At 65.8% G+C, this 18,426-nt stretch carries 18 protein-coding genes; 6 read left to right on the top strand and 12 right to left on the bottom strand.

All coding sequences use genetic code 11. The features are described 5' to 3' along the window. Positions 1 to 62: 62 nt before the first annotated feature. The 3 genes from CBW50_RS30180 to CBW50_RS10375 form a co-directional block, all read right to left on the bottom strand. The gene (locus tag CBW50_RS30180) at positions 63 to 1,439 is read right to left on the bottom strand and encodes a tetratricopeptide repeat protein (RefSeq protein WP_086145513.1); all 1,377 of its coding nucleotides are present in this window, start codon (positions 1,437 to 1,439) and stop codon (positions 63 to 65) included. A gap of 205 nt (positions 1,440 to 1,644) precedes the next feature. After that, a complete protein-coding gene (locus CBW50_RS10380) occupies positions 1,645 to 2,274 on the bottom strand; it encodes a PolC-type DNA polymerase III (protein WP_086145470.1) in 630 nt (209 codons plus the stop codon). Positions 2,275 to 2,358: 84 nt separating this feature from the next. Next, a complete protein-coding gene (locus tag CBW50_RS10375) occupies positions 2,359 to 3,609 on the bottom strand; it encodes an Hsp70 family protein (protein WP_086145469.1) in 1,251 nt (416 codons plus the stop codon). Positions 3,610 to 3,786: 177 nt separating this feature from the next. Here CBW50_RS10375 and CBW50_RS10370 point away from each other — a divergent pair, with 177 nt between their 5' ends. Next, positions 3,787 to 5,073, top strand: coding sequence for a hypothetical protein (locus CBW50_RS10370; RefSeq protein ID WP_139842463.1), 1,287 nt, complete (start codon positions 3,787 to 3,789; stop codon positions 5,071 to 5,073). Positions 5,074 to 5,340: 267 nt separating this feature from the next. Beyond that, complete coding sequence (locus CBW50_RS10365; RefSeq protein WP_253251923.1) at positions 5,341 to 6,378, top strand: LacI family DNA-binding transcriptional regulator; 1,038 nt, start codon at positions 5,341 to 5,343, stop codon at positions 6,376 to 6,378. A 191-nt stretch (positions 6,379 to 6,569) separates the two neighbouring features. On the opposite strand, the gene CBW50_RS10360 is transcribed toward CBW50_RS10365, so the two are convergent. Then, positions 6,570 to 6,989 carry a YidB family protein gene (locus CBW50_RS10360; RefSeq protein ID WP_086145466.1) on the bottom strand — a complete coding sequence of 140 codons (420 nt, stop codon included), beginning with the start codon at positions 6,987 to 6,989 and terminating at the stop codon, positions 6,570 to 6,572. Between the two features lie 260 nt (positions 6,990 to 7,249). Between CBW50_RS10360 and CBW50_RS10355 the strand changes: the two genes are divergently transcribed. From CBW50_RS10355 to CBW50_RS10345, 3 genes are all read left to right on the top strand, one after another. After that, positions 7,250 to 7,462 carry a hypothetical protein gene (locus tag CBW50_RS10355; protein WP_034751103.1) on the top strand — a complete coding sequence of 71 codons (213 nt, stop codon included), beginning with the start codon at positions 7,250 to 7,252 and terminating at the stop codon, positions 7,460 to 7,462. Between the two features lie 244 nt (positions 7,463 to 7,706). Beyond that, positions 7,707 to 8,225, top strand: a complete 519-nt coding sequence (locus CBW50_RS10350) for a DUF6328 family protein (protein WP_226935625.1) — start codon at positions 7,707 to 7,709, stop codon at positions 8,223 to 8,225. A gap of 576 nt (positions 8,226 to 8,801) precedes the next feature. Next, positions 8,802 to 10,019 carry an MFS transporter gene (locus tag CBW50_RS10345; protein WP_086145465.1) on the top strand — a complete coding sequence of 406 codons (1,218 nt, stop codon included), beginning with the start codon at positions 8,802 to 8,804 and terminating at the stop codon, positions 10,017 to 10,019. A 49-nt stretch (positions 10,020 to 10,068) separates the two neighbouring features. On the opposite strand, the gene CBW50_RS10340 is transcribed toward CBW50_RS10345, so the two are convergent. The 6 genes from CBW50_RS10340 to CBW50_RS10315 all read right to left on the bottom strand — a co-directional run bounded on the left by CBW50_RS10340 (position 10,069) and on the right by CBW50_RS10315 (position 15,732). Beyond that, positions 10,069 to 10,767, bottom strand: a complete 699-nt coding sequence (locus CBW50_RS10340; protein ID WP_157792395.1) for an aspartate/glutamate racemase family protein — start codon at positions 10,765 to 10,767, stop codon at positions 10,069 to 10,071. A 69-nt stretch (positions 10,768 to 10,836) separates the two neighbouring features. Then, a complete protein-coding gene (locus CBW50_RS10335; RefSeq protein WP_086145463.1) occupies positions 10,837 to 11,739 on the bottom strand; it encodes a hypothetical protein in 903 nt (300 codons plus the stop codon). A 42-nt stretch (positions 11,740 to 11,781) separates the two neighbouring features. Next, positions 11,782 to 12,303 (bottom strand): hypothetical protein, encoded by a 522-nt coding sequence (locus tag CBW50_RS10330; RefSeq protein ID WP_139842462.1) that lies wholly within the window; start codon positions 12,301 to 12,303, stop codon positions 11,782 to 11,784. A gap of 84 nt (positions 12,304 to 12,387) precedes the next feature. Then, positions 12,388 to 13,302, bottom strand: coding sequence for a hypothetical protein (locus tag CBW50_RS10325; protein WP_099375434.1), 915 nt, complete (start codon positions 13,300 to 13,302; stop codon positions 12,388 to 12,390). A 52-nt stretch (positions 13,303 to 13,354) separates the two neighbouring features. Then, complete coding sequence (locus CBW50_RS10320; protein WP_086145460.1) at positions 13,355 to 14,890, bottom strand: ATP-binding protein; 1,536 nt, start codon at positions 14,888 to 14,890, stop codon at positions 13,355 to 13,357. An 11-nt stretch (positions 14,891 to 14,901) separates the two neighbouring features. Then, positions 14,902 to 15,732: an alpha/beta hydrolase gene (locus CBW50_RS10315; protein ID WP_086145459.1), complete on the bottom strand. Its 831-nt coding sequence runs from the start codon at positions 15,730 to 15,732 to the stop codon at positions 14,902 to 14,904. A gap of 231 nt (positions 15,733 to 15,963) precedes the next feature. Between CBW50_RS10315 and CBW50_RS10310 the strand changes: the two genes are divergently transcribed. Next, the gene (locus CBW50_RS10310; protein WP_086145511.1) at positions 15,964 to 17,226 is read left to right on the top strand and encodes a PepSY domain-containing protein; all 1,263 of its coding nucleotides are present in this window, start codon (positions 15,964 to 15,966) and stop codon (positions 17,224 to 17,226) included. Here CBW50_RS10310 and mdcH read toward each other — a convergent pair. Then, positions 17,223 to 18,158, bottom strand: a complete 936-nt coding sequence (gene mdcH / locus CBW50_RS10305; RefSeq protein ID WP_086145458.1) for a malonate decarboxylase subunit epsilon — start codon at positions 18,156 to 18,158, stop codon at positions 17,223 to 17,225. The two genes, CBW50_RS10310 and mdcH, sit on opposite strands and share 4 nt — an antisense overlap. Beyond that, on the bottom strand, positions 18,155 to 18,426 hold a 272-nt coding region (locus tag CBW50_RS10300), incomplete at its 5' end, for a phosphoribosyl-dephospho-CoA transferase MdcG domain-containing protein (RefSeq protein ID WP_301178806.1). The genes mdcH and CBW50_RS10300, both read right to left, overlap by 4 nt.

Raw genomic sequence — 18,426 nt, 5'->3', positions numbered from 1 at the left:
CTCCATGCCCCGTCGATGGGCATTCTGAACGGCAATTATCGCATGGGTGCCGCAGCGCCGCATCAGGCGCGCGGCGGGTGCGCCTGGCGCCATTGCCGCGCCAGTTCCTGCGCCTCGTGCAGGGCATCGGGCGCCAGCCTGCCGGCCGTGGCGTCCCTGGCGCCGCCCGCCGTGCCGTCGCCGCCGTCGGCCGACAGCGCCAGCCACATGTAGGCGCGCACGGCATCCTTGTCCACGCCACGGCCGCCGTTGTACATGCCGCCCAGGTTGTACTGGGCCAGCGCATGGCCCTGCTCGGCCGCGCGCGCGTACCAGTGCACGGCCAGGCCGTCGTCCTGCGGCACGCCATGGCCGTTCGCGTACATCACGCCCAGGTTATTCTGCGCGCTGGCGTCGCCTTGCTCGGCGGCCGTGCGGTACCAGCGCACGGCGCAGGCCTCGTCGCGGCTCACGCCCTGGCCGTTGGCGTACATCACGCCCAGGTTGAACTGGGCGTTCGACGCGCCCTGGGCGGCGGCCCGGGCGTACCATTCGAGCGCCTGGTGCAAGTCGCGGGCGATGCCGCGTCCGCCCGCGTACATGCCGCCCAGATTGTATTGCGCCATGCAATGGCCCTGCAGGGCGGCGCGGCGGTACCAGGCGACGGCGCGCGCCTCGTCCTTGTCCACGCCCTGGCCCCGCGCCAGCATCACGCCCAGGTTGAACTGGGCGTCGGCATCGTCCTGCTCGGCCGCGCGCTGCAGCCAGGCAAAGGCGCGCAGCTGGTCGGGCGCCACGCCCCGGCCTTCCGCATACGCGACGCCCAGTTGCCGCTGCGCCACCGCCAGGCCTTGCGCGGCCGCCTGGCGGAACCAGGCGACGGCCTGCGCATCGCTTTGCGCCACGCCCTGGCCCCGCTTGTAGACGAGGCCCAGGTTCAGCTGCGCCTGGGCGTCGCCCTGCAGGGCCGCCTTGCGGAACCAGGCCAGGGCCAGCGCATCGTTTTTTTTCGCGCCCAGGCCCTGCGCATAGGCTTCGCCCAGCAGCGACTGCGCGCTGGCCACGCCCTGTTCGGAAGCGCGGTAAAACCACGCCAGGGCCAGCTCGTCGCTTTGCAGCACGCCGCGCCCCTTGCGGTACATCTGCCCCAGGTTTTGCTGCGCCGAGGCATCACCCTGGGCCGCCGCGCGGCGGAACCACAGCACGGCCTCGTCGTCGCTCTGCGCCACGCCGCGCCCGTGGTAATACAGGGCGCCCAGGTGATTCTGCGCGAAGGCCAGCCCCTGCAGCGCCGCCAGGCGCAGCCAGACGAAGGCGCGCGCGTCGTCATGCGGCACGCCCTCGCCCTTCTTGTACATCAGCCCCAGGTTGAACTGGGCATAGGGATTGCCCTGCTCGGCCGCCGTGCGAAACCAGATATATGCCTGATGGCTATCTCTGGCAGTATGGTGCTTGTCCATGTGCGCCCCCATCCACATTGCGCTTGCCGGCAGCACGCGCAAAACGGCGGCCCGGGGCGGCGAAATCGTGTGTTGCTTAAATTGTAAATTCGATGGGCGCGAAGGACTTGAGCGAACTCAAAAGAAATAACAAAATTATATCAATTTGATGAGTCCGCTTGGGGGGCATGGGATAGTGCACGCCGGAACCGGCGCGCGGCGGCCACTATCGGCGCGACGGGTGCTTTTGCAGGAATTGCGGCACTTTCGCCGCCGCCAGCTTGTTCAGCGACACGAGCAGGTCGGCGTCGAGGTCGGCGATGCCGTAGTTGCTGCGCAGGTGGCGGCCGATATGAATCAGCACTTGCGCCGCCACTTCCGCATCGGACTCGGCCCTGTGGGCGGCGCTCCTGAAGGCGATGCCCAGCTGGCCAGACAGCAAGCCCAGCTTGTAGCTGGACAGGCCGGGAAACACGCGGCGCGACAGTTTCAAGGAACACACGAGCGACGCGTGCGCCGGCGTCAGGTTCAGCCTGGCGCTTTCCGCGCGCAGGAATTTTTCATCGAAGCTGGCATTGTGCGCCGACAAGGCGTCGCTGCCTATAAAGTCGAGCAACTGCGGCACGACTTCGGCCACGGGCGGCGCCTGGTCCACCATGGCCTGGGTGATGCCCGTCAAGCCCGTGATGAACGAGGGAATACGCGCATTGCAGTTGATCAGGGTCACATAGCGGTCCGTGATCTGCCCGCCCTCGATGCGCAGCGCCGCCACTTCCGTGATGCGGTCGCCCATGTCGGGAGACAGGCCGGTCGTCTCGAAGTCGATCATGACGATCGGTTTGTCAAATACATGCATGGGGCGCTCTTTCATGGGTGCAACAGTGGAGGTATCGATACCATGCGCAGGGCAAGGCGCGGCTACGCCGCCATGCACATTTTATCAGCCGAACTTGCGCACGGCGTCCAGCGCCAGGCCCGCGCCGATGCTGCCGAACAAATCGCCTTCGACCTTGCGCGCGGCCGGCACCAGGGCGGCGATCTTTTCGCGCAGCAAGCGCACGCCGGAAGAGCCGCCCGTGAAGAACACGGTGTCGACGGCTTCGGGCGCCACGCCCGCGTCGCGCAGCAGGCGCAGCACGGTTTCTTCCACGGAACCGCACAGGTGGCCGATGGCGTCGTCGAATTGCGCGCGTTTGAGCAGCAGGCTTTGCGCGGGCGACAAACGGTCCAGCTCCAGCTGCACTTCGGCCGCGTCGGACAGGGCAATCTTGCCCTCTTCCACCTTCATGGCCAGCCAGTGGCCGGCCCGCTCGTCGATCAGCGTTTGCAGCCGCTTCACTTTGTCCTGTTCGCGCGCATCGCGGCATACGTCGGCCAGCTGCACCCAGATTTTCTTGGTATAGGCCAGGTTGATCGTATGCCAGGTGGCCAGGTTGAAATAATAGCTGGACGGCACTTCGCTATTGTTGTGCAGGCGGCTGCCATAGCCGAGCAAAGGCATGACGGAAGACAGGCTCAGGTATTTATCGAAGTCCGTGCCGCCGATGTGCACGCCGCCCGTGGCGAGGATGTCGTCGCGGCGCTCGGCCTTCTTCGCCCGCTCGGGCGACAGGCGCACGAGCGAAAAGTCGGACGTGCCGCCGCCGATGTCGGCGATCAGCACCAGCTCTTCCCTGTCGATTTGCGACTCGTAGTCGAAGGCGGCGGCGATCGGCTCGAACTGGAAAGCGACGTCCTTGAAGCCGACGGAACGGGCCACTTCGGCCAGCGTGTCCTGCGCCAGCTGGTCGGCCTGCGCATTGTCGTCGATAAAGAAGACGGGACGGCCGAACACGGCCGAGGTGAATTCGCGGCCGGCGGACTGCTCGGCGCGGCGCTTGACTTCGCCGATGAATTGCGACAGCAGCAGGCGGAACGGCAGCGCGCGGCCGCCCACTTCCGTCTGGCCATCGATGAGACTGGTGCCCAGCAAGCTTTTCAGCGAGCGCATCAAGCGCCCCTCGTAGCCGGCCAGATAGCCGGCCAGCGCCGCGCGGCCAAAACTGACTTCCTCGTCTTCCGCATTGAAGAAGACGACGGACGGTAAGGTCGTCTTGCCATCTTCCAGGCCAAGCATGGTGCTCTGCCCGGGACGCGCCCAGCCTACCGTGGAATTTGACGTGCCGAAATCGACGCCGCAAGCATTGGCCATGTCGACCCTTCCCTGAATAAAGGGGCGTTATGTTATCAGAATGGGCGCCATTGCACCAGAAAAATACTTGCGCCGCTAACCAGACAACAAACTTGCTCTGCATCAAGTACCCGCCGCGCGCAAAAGCTACTCTTGGGAGTGATGCCATGCAACTCGGCAAACTCCCGGAGATCCGTCGTGCCCCTCGCCCCCTTGCGCCGCCTGCTCCCTGACCTGCACCTGACGCCGGCCGTGGGCCAGGACGCCGGCGGCGCGGACGTGCTGCCCGAGATCGCCACGCTGGCCTGCCAGGCCATCGACGCGCGCTACGACAAGGCGGGCGTGGCGCAGTCCGGCAGCGCCAGCCTGTCCACCACGCGCGGCAGCCTGTTCGGCGACAGCGCCTGCAGCCAGGCCCTGCCCGCCAGCTTGATCTTTAACAATGGCAATTTGCCGCGCAGCTATATCCAGTCCGCCAACACGGGCGTGGCCACCGTCACGGCGGCCGTGGCGGGCGGCCCCTCGGCGCAGACGCGGCTGGAATTCGTCGCGCCCCTGAGCGGCGCCAGCAAGCTGGCCGTGCAGGCGGAACCGGCCGTGCTGCGCGCCAATGGCGCGGGTACCGCCGACAACGCCAGCACCAGCATGAGCACCATCGGCGCCGTGGTGCGCGACGGCCCGGCAAACAACCTCGTCAAGAATGCGCCCGTCGTATTTAGCATCTTGAGCGACCCCAGCGGCAGCTACCTGCGGCAGGCGGGGGCCGTGCCGACGGGCAGCGACGGCCTGGCGCGCGCCAGCTACGTGGCGGGCCCGGCCGACAGCGGCAGGGACGGCGTACTGCTCCAGGCGCGCATCGAGGGCGCCACGCAGGCGGCGGCCACGGCCCTCGTGCGCCTGACGGTGGCGCGCCAGGCCCTGTCGATCAGGCTGGGGACTGGCAATCAGGTGCGCGAATACTCGGCCAGCGTGCTGCAGCAGGAGTTTTCCGTGTTCATCTCCGACAGCGCCGGCAACGCCGTCCCCGGCGTCGCCGTCACGGCCGCCGCCTGGCCCAGCCGCTATGCCAAGGGATATTATGTGTGGCAGCCGGACAAGCCCGAATTCCCCGACACGGGCGTGTGGCGCCTGGCCCTGCCCCACTACAGCTGCGCCAACGAAGACGTGCTGCGCAACGGCATCTACGACGCCGCCTACGACAGCAATGGCAACGGCGTGCTGGACCCGGGCATACCACTGACCGTCAGCGCCAGCGGCGTAAGCGATGCCCTGGGCATGGCCACCGTCACCGTCAGCTATCCCCGTAACTATGGTTCCTGGGTGCAAGTGGCACTGACCGTGCGGGCCACGGTGAGCGGCACGGAAGCGAGCGCCACGGCGGCCCTGCCGCTGGCCACGCTGGCCAAGGACTTCAGCGAACGCCGCGTGCCGCCGCCGGGGCGCGACAGCCCCTACGGCAGCGGCCCCTGCGACAGCGCCGATTGAACGGGGAATCGGGCTGGGGCCGCGGCATGCATACCACTTGCCATTAAATCAAATTTTTTGCAACATGGATAAGAAAACAGTCTTGCCATATGGCAATCTTTTACGCTATGCTCATTTCTCCCCGCCCGGGCCGCCACAAGCGGCCGGGCCTGCAGGAATACTTTGAGACAGGTTGCTTGCCAGACCAATATGCGAAAAAAGAATACTGTAGCCCGGACGCCCGGCACCATCCCCGCCACCCGCGTCCCGCCCAGCGCCGGAAGGCGCGTGACCTCGTATGACGTGGCCCTGCTGGCCGGCGTGTCGCAGTCGGCCGTGTCGCGCTGCTTCAAGCCCGGCGCCAGCATTTCGCCGGCCACCCACGCCAAGGTCATGCAGGCGGCCATCCGCCTCGACTACATCCCCAACGCGGCCGCGCGCAGCCTGATCACGCGGCGCTCGAACCTGGTAGCCGTCATCATTTCCAACCTGGCCAATCTGTATTATCCGCAAGTGCTGTCCGACCTGAGCCAGCAGATCGCCCGCCAGGGCAAGCGTTTGCTGCTGTTTACGCTGGAGCGCGAGGCGGACGTCGGCAGGATACTCGGCGATGTGTGGCAATACCAGGTGGACGGCGCCATCGTGGCCGCCGGCCTGTCCGACGAGCAGATGGCCGAGTTCGCCCGCCGCGACGTGCCGCTGGTGCTGTTCAACCGCAGTCCCCGCGAGCACGCCGTGCACGCCGTGCTGTGCGACCAGGCGGAAGCGGCGCGCCTGCTCGTGTCGCGCCTGGCCGAGGCCGGCCACCGCCAGTTCGCCGTCATCGACGGCCCCGGCGACTCGGCCGTTGCCCAGGAGCGCAAGGCGGGCGTGCTGGACCGGCTGTTCACGCTGGGCTTGCCCGCCCCCATCGTCGTCAGCGGCAATTATGATTACGCCAGCGGCGGGCGCGGCTTGCGCAAGGTCATCGACCGCCTGGGCCGCGTGCCGGACGCCGTCATCTGCGGCAACGACATCATGGCCATCGGCTGCCTGGACACGGCGCGCCACCAGATGGGCATCCAGGTGCCGCTGCAGATGTCCGTGGCCGGCTTCGACGCGCTGGAAGCGTCGGGCTGGCTCAGCTACGACATCACCACCCTGCGCCAGCCCGTGCAGAAGATGGCCGCGGACGCCGTCGCCATGCTGGGAGAGTTGATGGAACGGCGCGGCGGCAGCGCCGAGCGGCGCCGCTACTGCTCGTATCTGGTCGAGGGGAGCACGGCAAGGCTGACCTGCGAACCAGCATACATGGCGCAGCGCCTGGGCATGATGGCCGCCGCCTGAAAAACGCCCGTGGCGTTGTTGCCGGGCTTACTCTTGTCCTGCGCCGTACTCGCGGACTGTCTTCCGGGCGGCGCCTGGCCCCGGGCGTTGTGCAGACGTTCCTTCTTCGCATGCAAGATACAAAAAAACATAATCCGCATAAAAAAACCTCGCATCGCTGCGAGGTTTTTTGAGTTCTGCGGCAATGAGTATCAACCGAAGATCTTGCCCTTGAGCATATTCAAGCCCTGGCTGACGAGGTCATTGCCTTCCGGTACCTGACCGTTCGGCGTCAGCTTGTCGATCAGCTGCGGCAGCAGGGCCGCCAGGCCGCCCGAGGCCGCGTCCGGGGCGACGCCCGCTTTTGCGGCGATCTCGGTGATCGTGTCGGCGCCCAGCGCATCCTTGATCTGCTCGCCGGAGACGGGCGCGTTCGCGCCGGTGCCGATCCAGCTGGCCACCTGGTCGCCGAGTCCGCTTTCCTGGAATTTCTGCAGCAGGCCGGGCAAGCCGCCATGCTGGTTGACCAGGTCCATCACGCTGGCCATCAGTCCCGACGGGGCTTCCCCCTCCGCGCCCTTGTTGCCCAAAGCGCTCATTGCCTGTCCTGCAAGTTGGTCTAGCAAACTCATCGTAATCTCCTGAACGCTGTCATTTAGTGCCGCGCGCAGCGGCGTCCGGTTTGGCCGGCGACAATTCGCCGACACGGGCAATAATTATACTATGAATAATTATAATGCCATATTTACAATTTGACGGGCGACTCAAAAACAGGCTCGGCAGCAGCCTCCCACCTCCATCATATTTAGTTCGATACAACATGCAAGCGGAAATTGACGATTTGCAAAACCGTGTAGAATAAATTTTCCTACTTACTGAGGAGTATCAATACATGAACATCAATAAAGCGGTAGACAAGGCCTACGAAAAAAAGACGTTCAAGGAAATCGCCGATGCGCCTGTCGATGCGCTGCAAGGCGTGAGCGAGAAGGATGCGGAGCTCCTCAAGCAGGCATTCAATATCAAGACCGTGCGCGACCTGGCCAACCTGAAATACTCGAAGTGGGCGCGCGCCATCGTCACCCTGGCCGATACGGAAGAATAAGAGCGGCCTTGCCCCAGGCCGGCCCGCCAGCGCAGCCCGCCCTTGCCGGCGGGCTTTTTCATGTGGCGGCCACGACGGCGGACAAGCCCGTCTCCACGCCGCGCTCCGCCTGACGCCGCCGCGGCCCGCTGGGGCGGCAAGGCCCAGCCAGGGATCGCGCAATGGCGGCGAAGGTGCGCACGCCCACAGTCGGCGCCGGCGCCCGCGCGTAGACTGGGCGCATTGCCACCATCAGGATGACGCCATGCCGCACGCGCCGCAACAGCACAAGCAACGATACGAGCCGCGATGCAAGCCACAAGGCGAAGCACCGGACGCGCAGCGGCGCGAGGATGAAGGCGACCTGTCCGACCTGCTCAGCGAACTGCGCATCCTCTTGCCCGGCGCGCAGACGCTGACGGCCTTTCTCTTCCTGCTGCCCTTCAATGGCGGCTTCGCGAAGATCGTGCAGGCGGAAAAGATCGTCTTCCTGGCCACCTTCTTCTTTTCCATGGCCAGCCTGGTGCTGCTCAGCGCGCCCGCCATCCAGCACCGCGTCATGCGTCCCCTGCAAGACCGCGAACGCTTCAAGCGCACGGCCGACCGCATCATGATGTGCGGCGCCTTTTGCCTGGCGCTGGCGTTCATCCTCGGCACCAACCTGGTGATTTCCGAGGTTTTCGGCCACATCGCCGGCATCGTCGCCTGCACGCTGATGGGCTCGCTGACCATCGGCCTGTGGTGGTGGCTGCCCCTGCGCCTGAAGCGCGCGCGAAAAATCTAGACGGCCACGCCCCCTGCTCCGGCAAGGTAGAGGGAAAAATCCGCGTCAGCGGACGCAAATTCACCTGCGCCAGGCCGGCCGCAGCGGCGTGCGTTAGCTGGACCTCGGCAGCGCGCGCACGACGACGCCGGCCGGCGCGTGCTGGCGCACGGGTCACCTGGTCGGACCGCTGCACGCCGGTTTGCGTGCGCGAGCAGGAAGTCACGGCGCGGCTCCACGGCATCTGGGTGACGGGATTGAAAGCGCTGCGGCACGCGCTGGCAAATTAAGAGCATTTCCGCCACAGCCGGGTTTTCTTCGCCGGCCCCGTGGCGGAATCGCATACATTCCGTGTTATCGTTAACAACAAGAGCAAGCGCAGGCGTGTGCAGTGCAGCATATTTTGGCCGCCGCCCGGCAGCACTTGCCCGAATCTTTTACAATATTGTCTGTGGGCAGCTTTTCCAGCCCGAAAAGCGGGGCGGTTTCCTACTCCTTGCCTTTCTTCACTTCGCATCCGGTGGCGCATTGCCACCCCTGCGGCTGAGCCACAGCACGCAACTTCACCAGTTTTATCCTTACCCTGCCAATAAGAACATGCACGCCTCTGTAGATCCATTGATTCCGCGCGTCACCGCGCCTTTTGGCGCCGGATACGCCGACCTGGCCCTGGCCATCGGCGGCCTCGCCATCGGCACGGGCGAATTCGCCTCCATGAGCATCCTGCCCGTCGTGGCCGACGACCTGGGCACGACCTTGCCCCAGATGAGCCACATGATCAGCGCCTATGCGCTGGGCGTGGTCATCGGCGCGCCATTAATCACCATCTTCCTGGCGCGCATGCCGCGCCGGCTGATGCTGATCTGCCTGATGCTGATGTTCGCTGGCGGCAACTTGCTCAGCGCCATCGCCCCCAATTACGGTTTGCTGGTCGTGGCCCGCTTCGTGGCCGGCATCCCGCATGGCGCGTATTTCGGCGTGGCAGCCCTGGTGGCGGCCGCCCTGGCCGAACCGGACCGGCGCGGCCAGGCCGTCGCCCGCGTCCTCATGGGCCTCACCGTCGCAAATATCTTCGGCGTGCCGCTGGCCACCTACATCGGCCAGACCCTGGGCTGGCGCTCGGCCTTTTTGCTGGTCGCCGCCCTGGGTTTATTGACCATGCTGATGGTGCGCATCTTCGTGCCCATGGTCGCCGCCGGCGATTCGAGCCCGCGCCGCGAACTGGGCGTGTTCCGCCGCCTGCAAGTGTGGCTGACCCTGCTGATGGTGGCGATCGGCTTCGGCGGCATGTTTGCCGTCTACACATTTATTACGCCCACCTTGCTGGAAATCACGAAAGTCTCGCCCCTCGTCATCTCGATCCTGCTGGCCATCATCGGTATCGGCATGACGGTCGGTAATTTGATCGGCGGCTGGCTGGCCGACCGCTCGCGCCTGTGGACGATCTTCGGCGTGCTGCTGTGGAACGTGGCCGCCCTGGCCGCGTTTACCTATACCAGCAGCAATGTCTGGCTGACGGCGATCAACCTGTTCGCCATCGGCGCCGGCATCGCCGTCGCCCCGGCCGTGCAGACGCGCCTGATGGACGTGGCCGGCGACGCGCAAACCGTGGCCGCCGCCCTCAACCATTCCGCCTTCAACATCGCCAACGCCCTGGGCGCCTGGGCCGGCGGCATCGCCATCGCCATGGGCATGGGCTTGCGCTCGACGGGCTGGGTGGGCGCCATGCTGGCCTGCGGCGGCATCGTCGTGCTCGGCATTTCCGTGCTGGTGGAAAACCGCAGCCGGAATCTGGGCGGCGCGCAGCCGGCTTGATGCATTCAACGAGCGGCGGCCCGTCCAGGCTGCCGCTCGTGCGCGAGCGTTAGCCTTCGGCGGCAAACGCCACCGCCGCCTCGCAGTGAATCGCCGTGGTATTAAATAGCGGCAAGTCGACATCGCCCTGCCCGATCAGCAGCGGTATTTCCGTGCAGCCCAGTATCACGCCCTGCACGCCTTGCCGCCGCAGTTTCCCGATGATGTCCAGGAAGATGTTCCGGCTGGCGTCGGTAATAATATTCTGCACCAGTTCCGTATAGATAATGTCGTGCAGGATTTCCTGGTCGGCCGCATCGGGCGTCACCGTCACGATGCCCTGCTGCTCCAGCGCATCGTGATAAAAGCGGCCCGCCATCGTCTGCTTGACGCCCAGCAGGCCGACCTTGCGCACGCCCGCCTCCCCCACCCTTTTCGCCGTTTCCTCGACGATGCTGATAAAAGGCAAGCCGATGCGTGGCACGACGGCCGGCGCGAAACGGTGCGCGCCATTCGCGCACAGCAAAAAGAAGTCCGCACCCATGCCTTGCAGGCGCTGCCCTTGCGTGACGAGGAATTGCTCGATGGCGCGGGAATCGGGCTGCGCCGCGTGCGCGACGAAATCGGCCTGGTCGATGCTGACCAGCATGATGCGCGCGCTGTGCGCGGGACCGATGCGCGCCACCAGCATTTCATTGAGCAAGCGGTAATATTCCAGGGTGGATGCCCAGCCGATGCCGCCGATCAAGCCTATCGTTTTGTGTTGCACGTCAACTCCAATCAAAATGCATGGCGCAAATTATATGTTGAGGCAAGTCAAGCAGACGCGGGGACAGGCTTATGCGATATCAAAACGCTCGCCCGGCAGCGCGCGCGGGCCATAGCGCACGGCGGAGGCATCGTCGGACTTCTTGACAGACTGCGCACCGGACGCCAGATTATCCCGTTCAAACTGGCGCAACTCCCGCAGCAGTGCGTCCAGCTCCGTTTCACGGCAGCGGCGCACCAGCCCTTCCATGGAATACAGGCCATAGGTATCGACCAGCCGGTAAAAGCCATCCGTCATTGCCAGCAGTTGCGATTGCCTGTCCATCTCAAACGCATACTGCCTGGCCTTGAATTCCCCTTGCGGATACATGCACAGTATGCCCGGCGCCGCGTGCAAGTTCTGAAATGCGCGCCGCTCGCGCAGCATCGGCAGCAAGGCCGCGAATACCTGCGCCTTGTCCTCGATACCCTGCGCTGTTAGCTGCGCAATGGCCGCTTTCAGTATGTCCTCCTGCGCATTCTCATAGGGATCGATATCACGCACGTCCCCGGCTGCGTTCGAGACAAACACCTTGCAATCGCCGAGGGCATATATCTGGACAGCGGCGCCGGCGTCACCTTCGACAATACGCGCCCACGTCACGGCGGCAATGGGATAGGCATAGGCAGGAATGTGCGCCAGATCAAGACGCGCCTGCACCTGGCGCTGCAAACCCGCCAAGGCCAGCTTGATGCTGTCGTCCTGGCTCAGTCCGGGCGCGACCACCTCGCTCAACAAGGCGGCAAAAGCCGACACGAACCAGGCGGCATCCCCCGCTACCGTATCGAAATAATTCTTTTCGGACACCGAGCTGGCGCCATCAAAAATCAGGATATCCACGATTCCCGCATTGTGCGCATAAACTGTTATCAGATCTTCATTATTCTTTGCGCCGGCGGCATCGGATACGTGGACAATTTTCATCAGTTGCATGGATTCTTCTATTAAGGATTGTTGGCAAGGCCGGTGCGGCTATCAGCCACCCACGACATCATGCCGGTCTGACGTCGCGCGGCTGTATTCGCCCCCGAACGCAGCCAGGCTCTCCGCCTGCGCCCACAGGCTGGCGATATAGTGGAATTCATCCTCGAACGGCTGCGCAAATTCGGGCACGTCCATCGCATACTCGCAATTGCGGCTCAGCATGACCAGCCAGTCCGGATAATCGAGCGCCGGGTACAGGCGGGTCAGGATGGCGTCGAGCGACGCCACGCTTTCCCGGCCTGTCAGATAGGCGGCGCGCAATTCGACGAGGTATTTTCCCGCCAGGAACTGCTCACTGAACCGCTGCACACCCCGGTAGCGCTCGATGATGGCCTCGGCCAGCGGCAGCACCTCATCGCGGCCGCGGGCGCTGGCCAGCAGCACGACTTCCAGGTCGTCGCCTTCCTCATCCAGGCGCAAACGCTCCACGGCCCAGTCCACGCAGCGGTCCGCCGGGCCAAAACCCATGCGCAGCTGGAAAAAGGCAATTTCCAATTCTGTCAGTTGTTCCATGTCTTTCCATTCAATACCGGTGACGGCCATGCCGACACCGGGTGCGCTTCGCTTGCATCCCGTATCGCGGTTGCAAGCATTTGTTCACCGCCTGCCGCTGCCGCGCAAGGCCGACAGCCAGCGCCGCCACCGCCCGGGCACGCCGCCGTTGTCTGCCGATTCGCGCCAGCAGTCGTCATAGGGCCACAGATCATCGTGCGCCTCGGTGCAACTGACCAGGCATCGCTGCGTCAGCAGCTCAATTCTTTCCGCCAGGGTCAGCGCCGGAAACCGGCCGGCACCTGCCGCATCGGCCCCCTTAGCCGCCAGATCGCACTTGCCATCCACATTGTAAAGCCGCGTATCGCCGACGACATAGTCGCGGCGGAAAGACGTGCGCCATTGCGAATTACTGCCCCACCCATGCGACAGGTCATTGACAGGGCGTCCCTTGCGACGGTCAGCCCAGTACAGCGTCGATGCGTCGGCGATACCGGGCTTGAAAACAGTCGTGCCGGCGCAGACATCGACGCCGCCACGCGAAAACAGCATGTTGCCGAGCATGACGCACGGCCATCGCCACGCCAGGATCGCGGCGGGCGCATGCGCGGACCCAGCGGGCTGCAGTGCGACTATCTCATGATAAAAAGGCGAAAATTGCGCCGGCCGCAGCACCGTCATGCCCAGCGCCTCGACGAAAGCCTCATACCCGGCCAGCGACAGCGGCGGCCCGGCCCAGCCTTCCCCATTGCAGCGCCCCTGCTGCAAGGGCAAGAGCAGCAGCTGGCACAGTCGGCTGAACGCGTGCAATACCCACAACTCCTCCCTGCTCGCCGGCGGAACGGGATTTCCTTGCCTTTGCGCAAATGAGCGCAGCCAGGCCAGTACCTGCGGATGATCGCGCAGCCAGGGAAGGAGCAGGCTGGCATACACGCCATCGCCAGCATAATTGAGCAAGGCATCGTGCAGCGCGCGTACGCCATCGAGCAAGTCAGGCAGATGCCACTCTTCCTCGATCACGCTGCGCGATGATTGTCGCGGACACTGCGGCGGTTGACAATGCATATCTCGCTCACCCCGCCTGCAGCATCTTTTGCAACACCGCATCGAGCTCATAAAAATCCACGGGCTTGGTGAGATGTAAATCAAAGCCCGCGTCGGACGCCATCTTGCGGTCCTTGTCCTGGCCCCAGCCCGTCACGGCCACGAGGATGGCGTGCCGGCCGCAGGGTTCGCTGCGCAGCAGGCGCGCCACGTCGTAGCCGTTCATGTGCGGCAGGCCGATGTCGAGCAAGATCACTTGCGGCAGGAAGGTTTGCGCCGCCGCCATGCCGGCCGCGCCATCGTAGGCCGTGCGCACCTCGTAGCCGAGGATGTCGAGCGCCAGCGCCAGGCTTTCGGCCGCGTCGGCGCTGTCGTCGATGACCAGCACCTTGCCCTCGCGCGTGCCGGCCAGCAGGCGGCGGTCCGGGGGTGCGGCCGGCTGCAGGGGCACGGCGGGCAGCGGCAGGCGCAGCTCGAACGTGCTGCCCTTCCCTACGCCGTCGCTGTGCGCGCTGATACTGCCGCCATGCAGTTCGGCCAGACCGCGCACGAGCGACAGGCCGATGCCCAGCCCGCCCTGGGCCCGCGACAGGGCCGGTTCCAGCTGCGAAAACAGCTCGAAGACGGTGTCCAGGTGGCCCGGCGCGATGCCGATGCCCGAATCGCGCACGCTGATGCGCACTTCGTCATCCGTGCAGGCGACGGCCAGCCAGATGGCGCCGTTGGCCGGCGTGTACTTGACGGCGTTGGTCAGCAGGTTGGCGATCATTTGCGCCAGGCGCGTGGCGTCGGCGTCGAGCCAGACCGGCTGCGGCCATTGCGCCACATGCACCTCGTGGCCCGACTGCGCGGCCAGGCTGGCCACGCAGTGCAGCGCCGCTTCCACCACGGGCGCCAGTTCCACGCTGGCGCGGCGCAGTTCCAGGCGGCCCCGCGTGATGCGCGACACTTCCGTCAAGTCGTCGACCAGGTGCGTCATGTGGCCCACTTGCCGGCCCAGCACGTCGCGCGCCCAGCGCAGCTGCGGGTCGTCCAGCTGCGCCAGGCGCAGCACTTCCAGCACATTGCGGATCGGCGCCAGCGGGTTGCGCAGCTCGTGCGCCAGGGTCGCCAGGAACTCGTCCTTGCGGCGGTCGGCGGCCGCCAGCTGGCTGTTGAGCACGCCGGCCTCCCGGCGCGCCAGCTGCAGCTGCTGCTCGTATTTACGCCGGTCGCTGGCGACAAAGACGGCGATTTCGTCGTAGGCCACGCCGTCGTGCACGCGGCGCACGGCGTTGAACAGCATGGGCAGCGCCTGCCCCTGGCGCTGGCGCATGTCGAGCAGCACTTCCGACACGCTGCCCTGCACCTGCATCAGCGGCAGCCAGTGCGTCTGGTGGAACACGCGCCCGCCGATGCTCAGCAAGTCCTGCAAGGTCTTTTTCCCGATCAGTTCGCCAGCGCCATAGCCGAGCCAGCCGCAAAACGTGGCGTTCGCCTGCACGATGGTGCCGTCGCTGGCGCACAGCAGCAGGCCGCATGCCGCGTGCTGGAACAAGGTACGGGTATCAGGCAGGGAAGGCATCGCGTGCCGCATTACAGCTGCAGGCCGTCGAGAAAGCCCCGGATGGCGCCGTAACTGGCGTCAGGCGCGCTCATGTGCGGGCAATGGCCCACGTTCTCGACTACGTGCAGGCTGCTGTGCGGCAGCATCTCGCGCAAATACTGGCCCACGGGCGGCGGCGCGATGAAGTCGTCGCTGCATTGCACGACCAGGGCCGGCGTGCGGTTGTGCGGCAGGATGGCGCGGTGGTCGGACAGAAAAGTGGCTTGCGCGAAATGCCGGGCGATGGCGGGGTCCGTGCGGCAAAAGCTGCTGGCCAGATCCTCGCCAAGCGCCGGCTGGCCGGGCGCGCCCATGATGGCCGGCGCCATGCCGGCGGACCAGCCCAGGTAATTGCTGTCCATGGCATCGAGCAAGTCGTCGATATCGGCGCGGCTGAAGCCGCCCCGGTAGCCGGCTGCCGCATCGTCGACATAGCATGGCGACGGCGCCAGCATGACTTGCGCGGCAAACAGCTCCGGTTCGGCGATCGTGGCCAGCAAGGCGCTCATGGCGCTGACGGAGTGGCCGACGCAGATGACGGGCCCGCCGCCGACGGCATGGATGACTTGCCGCAAATCGTCGCCATGGGCGTCCAGGCGCGCATAGCGGTCGAAATCATAGGCCGCGAGGTCGGAAGCGCCGCTGCCGACCAGGTCGAACAGCACCGTGCGGTAACGGGGGCGGAACAGCGGCTCCAGGTAGCGCCACATGGTCTGGTCGCAGCCAAAGCCGTGCATGAATACCATCGTGGTCGCCGCACCCGCCTGCGGCGCGGCGCTGCGTTCGCTCACGCGGATATTATTACGGTCTTCTATACGCATGTTCGTCCTGAGTATTGCCACATGGAACTCAAATTAGCATCTTGCTAGCATCTTAGCATGCGCGATTTGACCTTGGGCAACACCATTGGCGCTGGACAAACGCCGCGCCCAGGCGGATAATGAGAACGATTCCCATTATCAAACTACCAGGCCTATGCCTGGCGTTTCCTGTGCGCCGCCATGGCGCCTGCTGGCGGCAGCAAGCCGGTTTTTGTTGAAGGTTTGTACCGCATGCGCGCTTTCTGGACTGTCATACACCGCTGGGCCGGTCTCACCATCGCCCTCTTCCTCATCGTCGCAGGCCTCACGGGCGCCGTCACCTCGTGGGACCATGAGCTCGATGCATGGCTCAACGCCGACATCATGGACACGCCGGGCCGCGGCCCCCTGCAGCAACCATTTGCGCTGGCGCAAACGGTGGCCGCCGCCGACCCGCGCGCGCAAGTCAATTACATGACACTGGGCCTGGAAGCAGGCCATGCGGCCGCCTTCATGGTGCGCCCGCTAACCGATCCCGCCACGAACAAGCCGTTCGTGCTTGGCTACGACACCGTCTACATCGATCCCGTCACGGCGCAGATCACGGGCACGCGCGATTCGACGGCCATTTCCCTGTCGCGCCGCAGCCTGATGCCGTTCTTGCGCCACCTGCACTACAGCCTGCACGTGCCGGCGTTCTGGGGCACGGACCGCTGGGGCTACTGGCTGATGGGGACGGTTGCCCTGATCTGGCTGCTCGACAGCATGGTGGCCCTCTACCTGACCACGCCGCGCCGTTTGCGCCCGCGCGCCCCGGACGCGGCGCCGTGCCACCGCGACGCCGCCAGCTGGCGGCAACGGTGGAAACCGTCGTGGGCGGTGCGCTGGGCGGCCGGCGGCTACAAGCTCAATTTCGACCTGCACCGCGCGGGCGGGCTATGGGCGTGGGCTTTCATCATCGTGATCGCCTTCACCTCGTTCTCGCTGAACCTGTACCGCGAAGTCTTCTATCCCCTCATGTCGCTCGTGTCGACCACCACGCCGGGCCCGTACGAAACGCAGACGCCGGCGCCGTACGGCAGCTACCTCACGCCCGTGATCGGTTTTGAACAGGCGGTGGGCATTGCGAAAAAGCAAGCTGCGCAGCGCGGCATCACGGCGCCCATCGGCGGTATTTATTATGGCGGCAATTATTCGTTCTACAACGTCTCGTTCTTCGACCCGGCCGACGAATTCGGCGCGGCCGGCATGGGCCTGTCGAACCTGTACGTCGACGGCATGGACGGCAGCATCATCGGCCAGCACCAGCCATGGGAAGGCACGGCCGCCGACGTCTTCGTGCAACTGCAATTCCCCCTCCACTCGGGCCGCATCCTCGGCTTGCCAGGGCGCATACTGATGTCCTGCATGGGCCTCATGGTGGCCATGCTGTCGGTGACGGGGATTGTTATCTGGGAAAGAAAACGCCGGGCGCGCCGGCTGCAGGCGCATAAAAAGACTGTGGCCGCCGATTAAGCGGCGCTATCGCGCTCCCGTCCCACCAGCGCCAGCAGGCTGTCGCCCCGGCTGCCGTCGCAGCAGACGGCCACGCCATCGGTGAAATCGGGCGCCGTCAGCCGCGTCAGCACGCTGCCCGGCGGCATTTCCAGCGCCAGCCGGGCGCCCCGCTCCCACGCCAGGCGCGCGGTAGCGGCCCACTGCACGCGCTGTGCCATGTTGGCGGCCAGGCTGTCGCGGATGCGGGCCGGGTCGAACAGCGCGCGCGCCGCGCTGCTGCTCAGGTAAACAAGCTGTGGCCGGCGCATGGCCACACCGTCGAAAGCCGCGCGCAAGTCCAGCGCGGCGCCTTCCAGCAGCGGACTATGCGACGGCACGCTGACGGCCAGGCGCCTGGCCTTGCCGGCGCCATGCGCCAGGGCCAGCGCCATCACGGCGTGCAGGGCGGGTTCGCTGCCGGCGATGGCGATCTGGCGCGGCGCATTCAGGTTGGCGACATACACGGGCGTGGCGGCGCCGTGCACCCGGGCCAGCAAGGGTTCGAGTTGCGCCAGATCAAGGCCGACGATGGCCGCCATGCCGTAGCCGGCGGGATACGCCTGCTCCATCAACTCGCCGCGCCGCGCCACCAGGCGCACGGCGTCCGCATAATCGAGCGCGCCGGCGATGACGGCGGCCGCATATTCGCCGATGGAAAAGCCGGCCACCATGTCGGGCCGCGCGCCGCGCGCCGCCAGGGAGCGCGCCATGGCCACGCCGGCGATCAGCAGACACAGTTGCGCGGCCCGCGTCGAGGCCAGCGCGCAAGCCGTGTCCAGCGCCAAAGGATCGTGGCCCAGCACGGCCGCCGCCTCGGCCAGGGTTTCGGCCACCGCGGCATCGCCGGGCAGCGCATGCAGCATGCCCGGGTATTGGGCGCCCTGGCCCGGAAAGGTAAACAACACGCTCATGCCGGCTCCCACGGCGTGGCCGTCAGCACGGGCCCCTGATCCGTCTTCAGCAAGACCCTCCCCCGCCCCGCCGCCCACTCGGCATACGCAAAGCCGCCATGGCCCGTGTCGATCTGCAAATCCAGCCGGCACGCGGTGACAGCCGCCGCGATGGCGCGCAGGGCCTCGGCCTGGGCGGCGTCCGGCGGCGCGGCCAGGCGCAGCACGAGATCGAGGTCGCTGTCGGCGCGCAGCACGGGCAAGCCGCTGGCCAGGGCAAAGCCCACGC

Origin of the sequence: Janthinobacterium sp. GW458P, assembly GCF_002127585.1 — a bacterium.
Lineage (GTDB): Bacteria > Pseudomonadota > Gammaproteobacteria > Burkholderiales > Burkholderiaceae_D > Janthinobacterium.
Note: the sequence above shows the minus strand (reverse complement) of the source record. Positions and strands in the feature narration are given on the sequence as shown.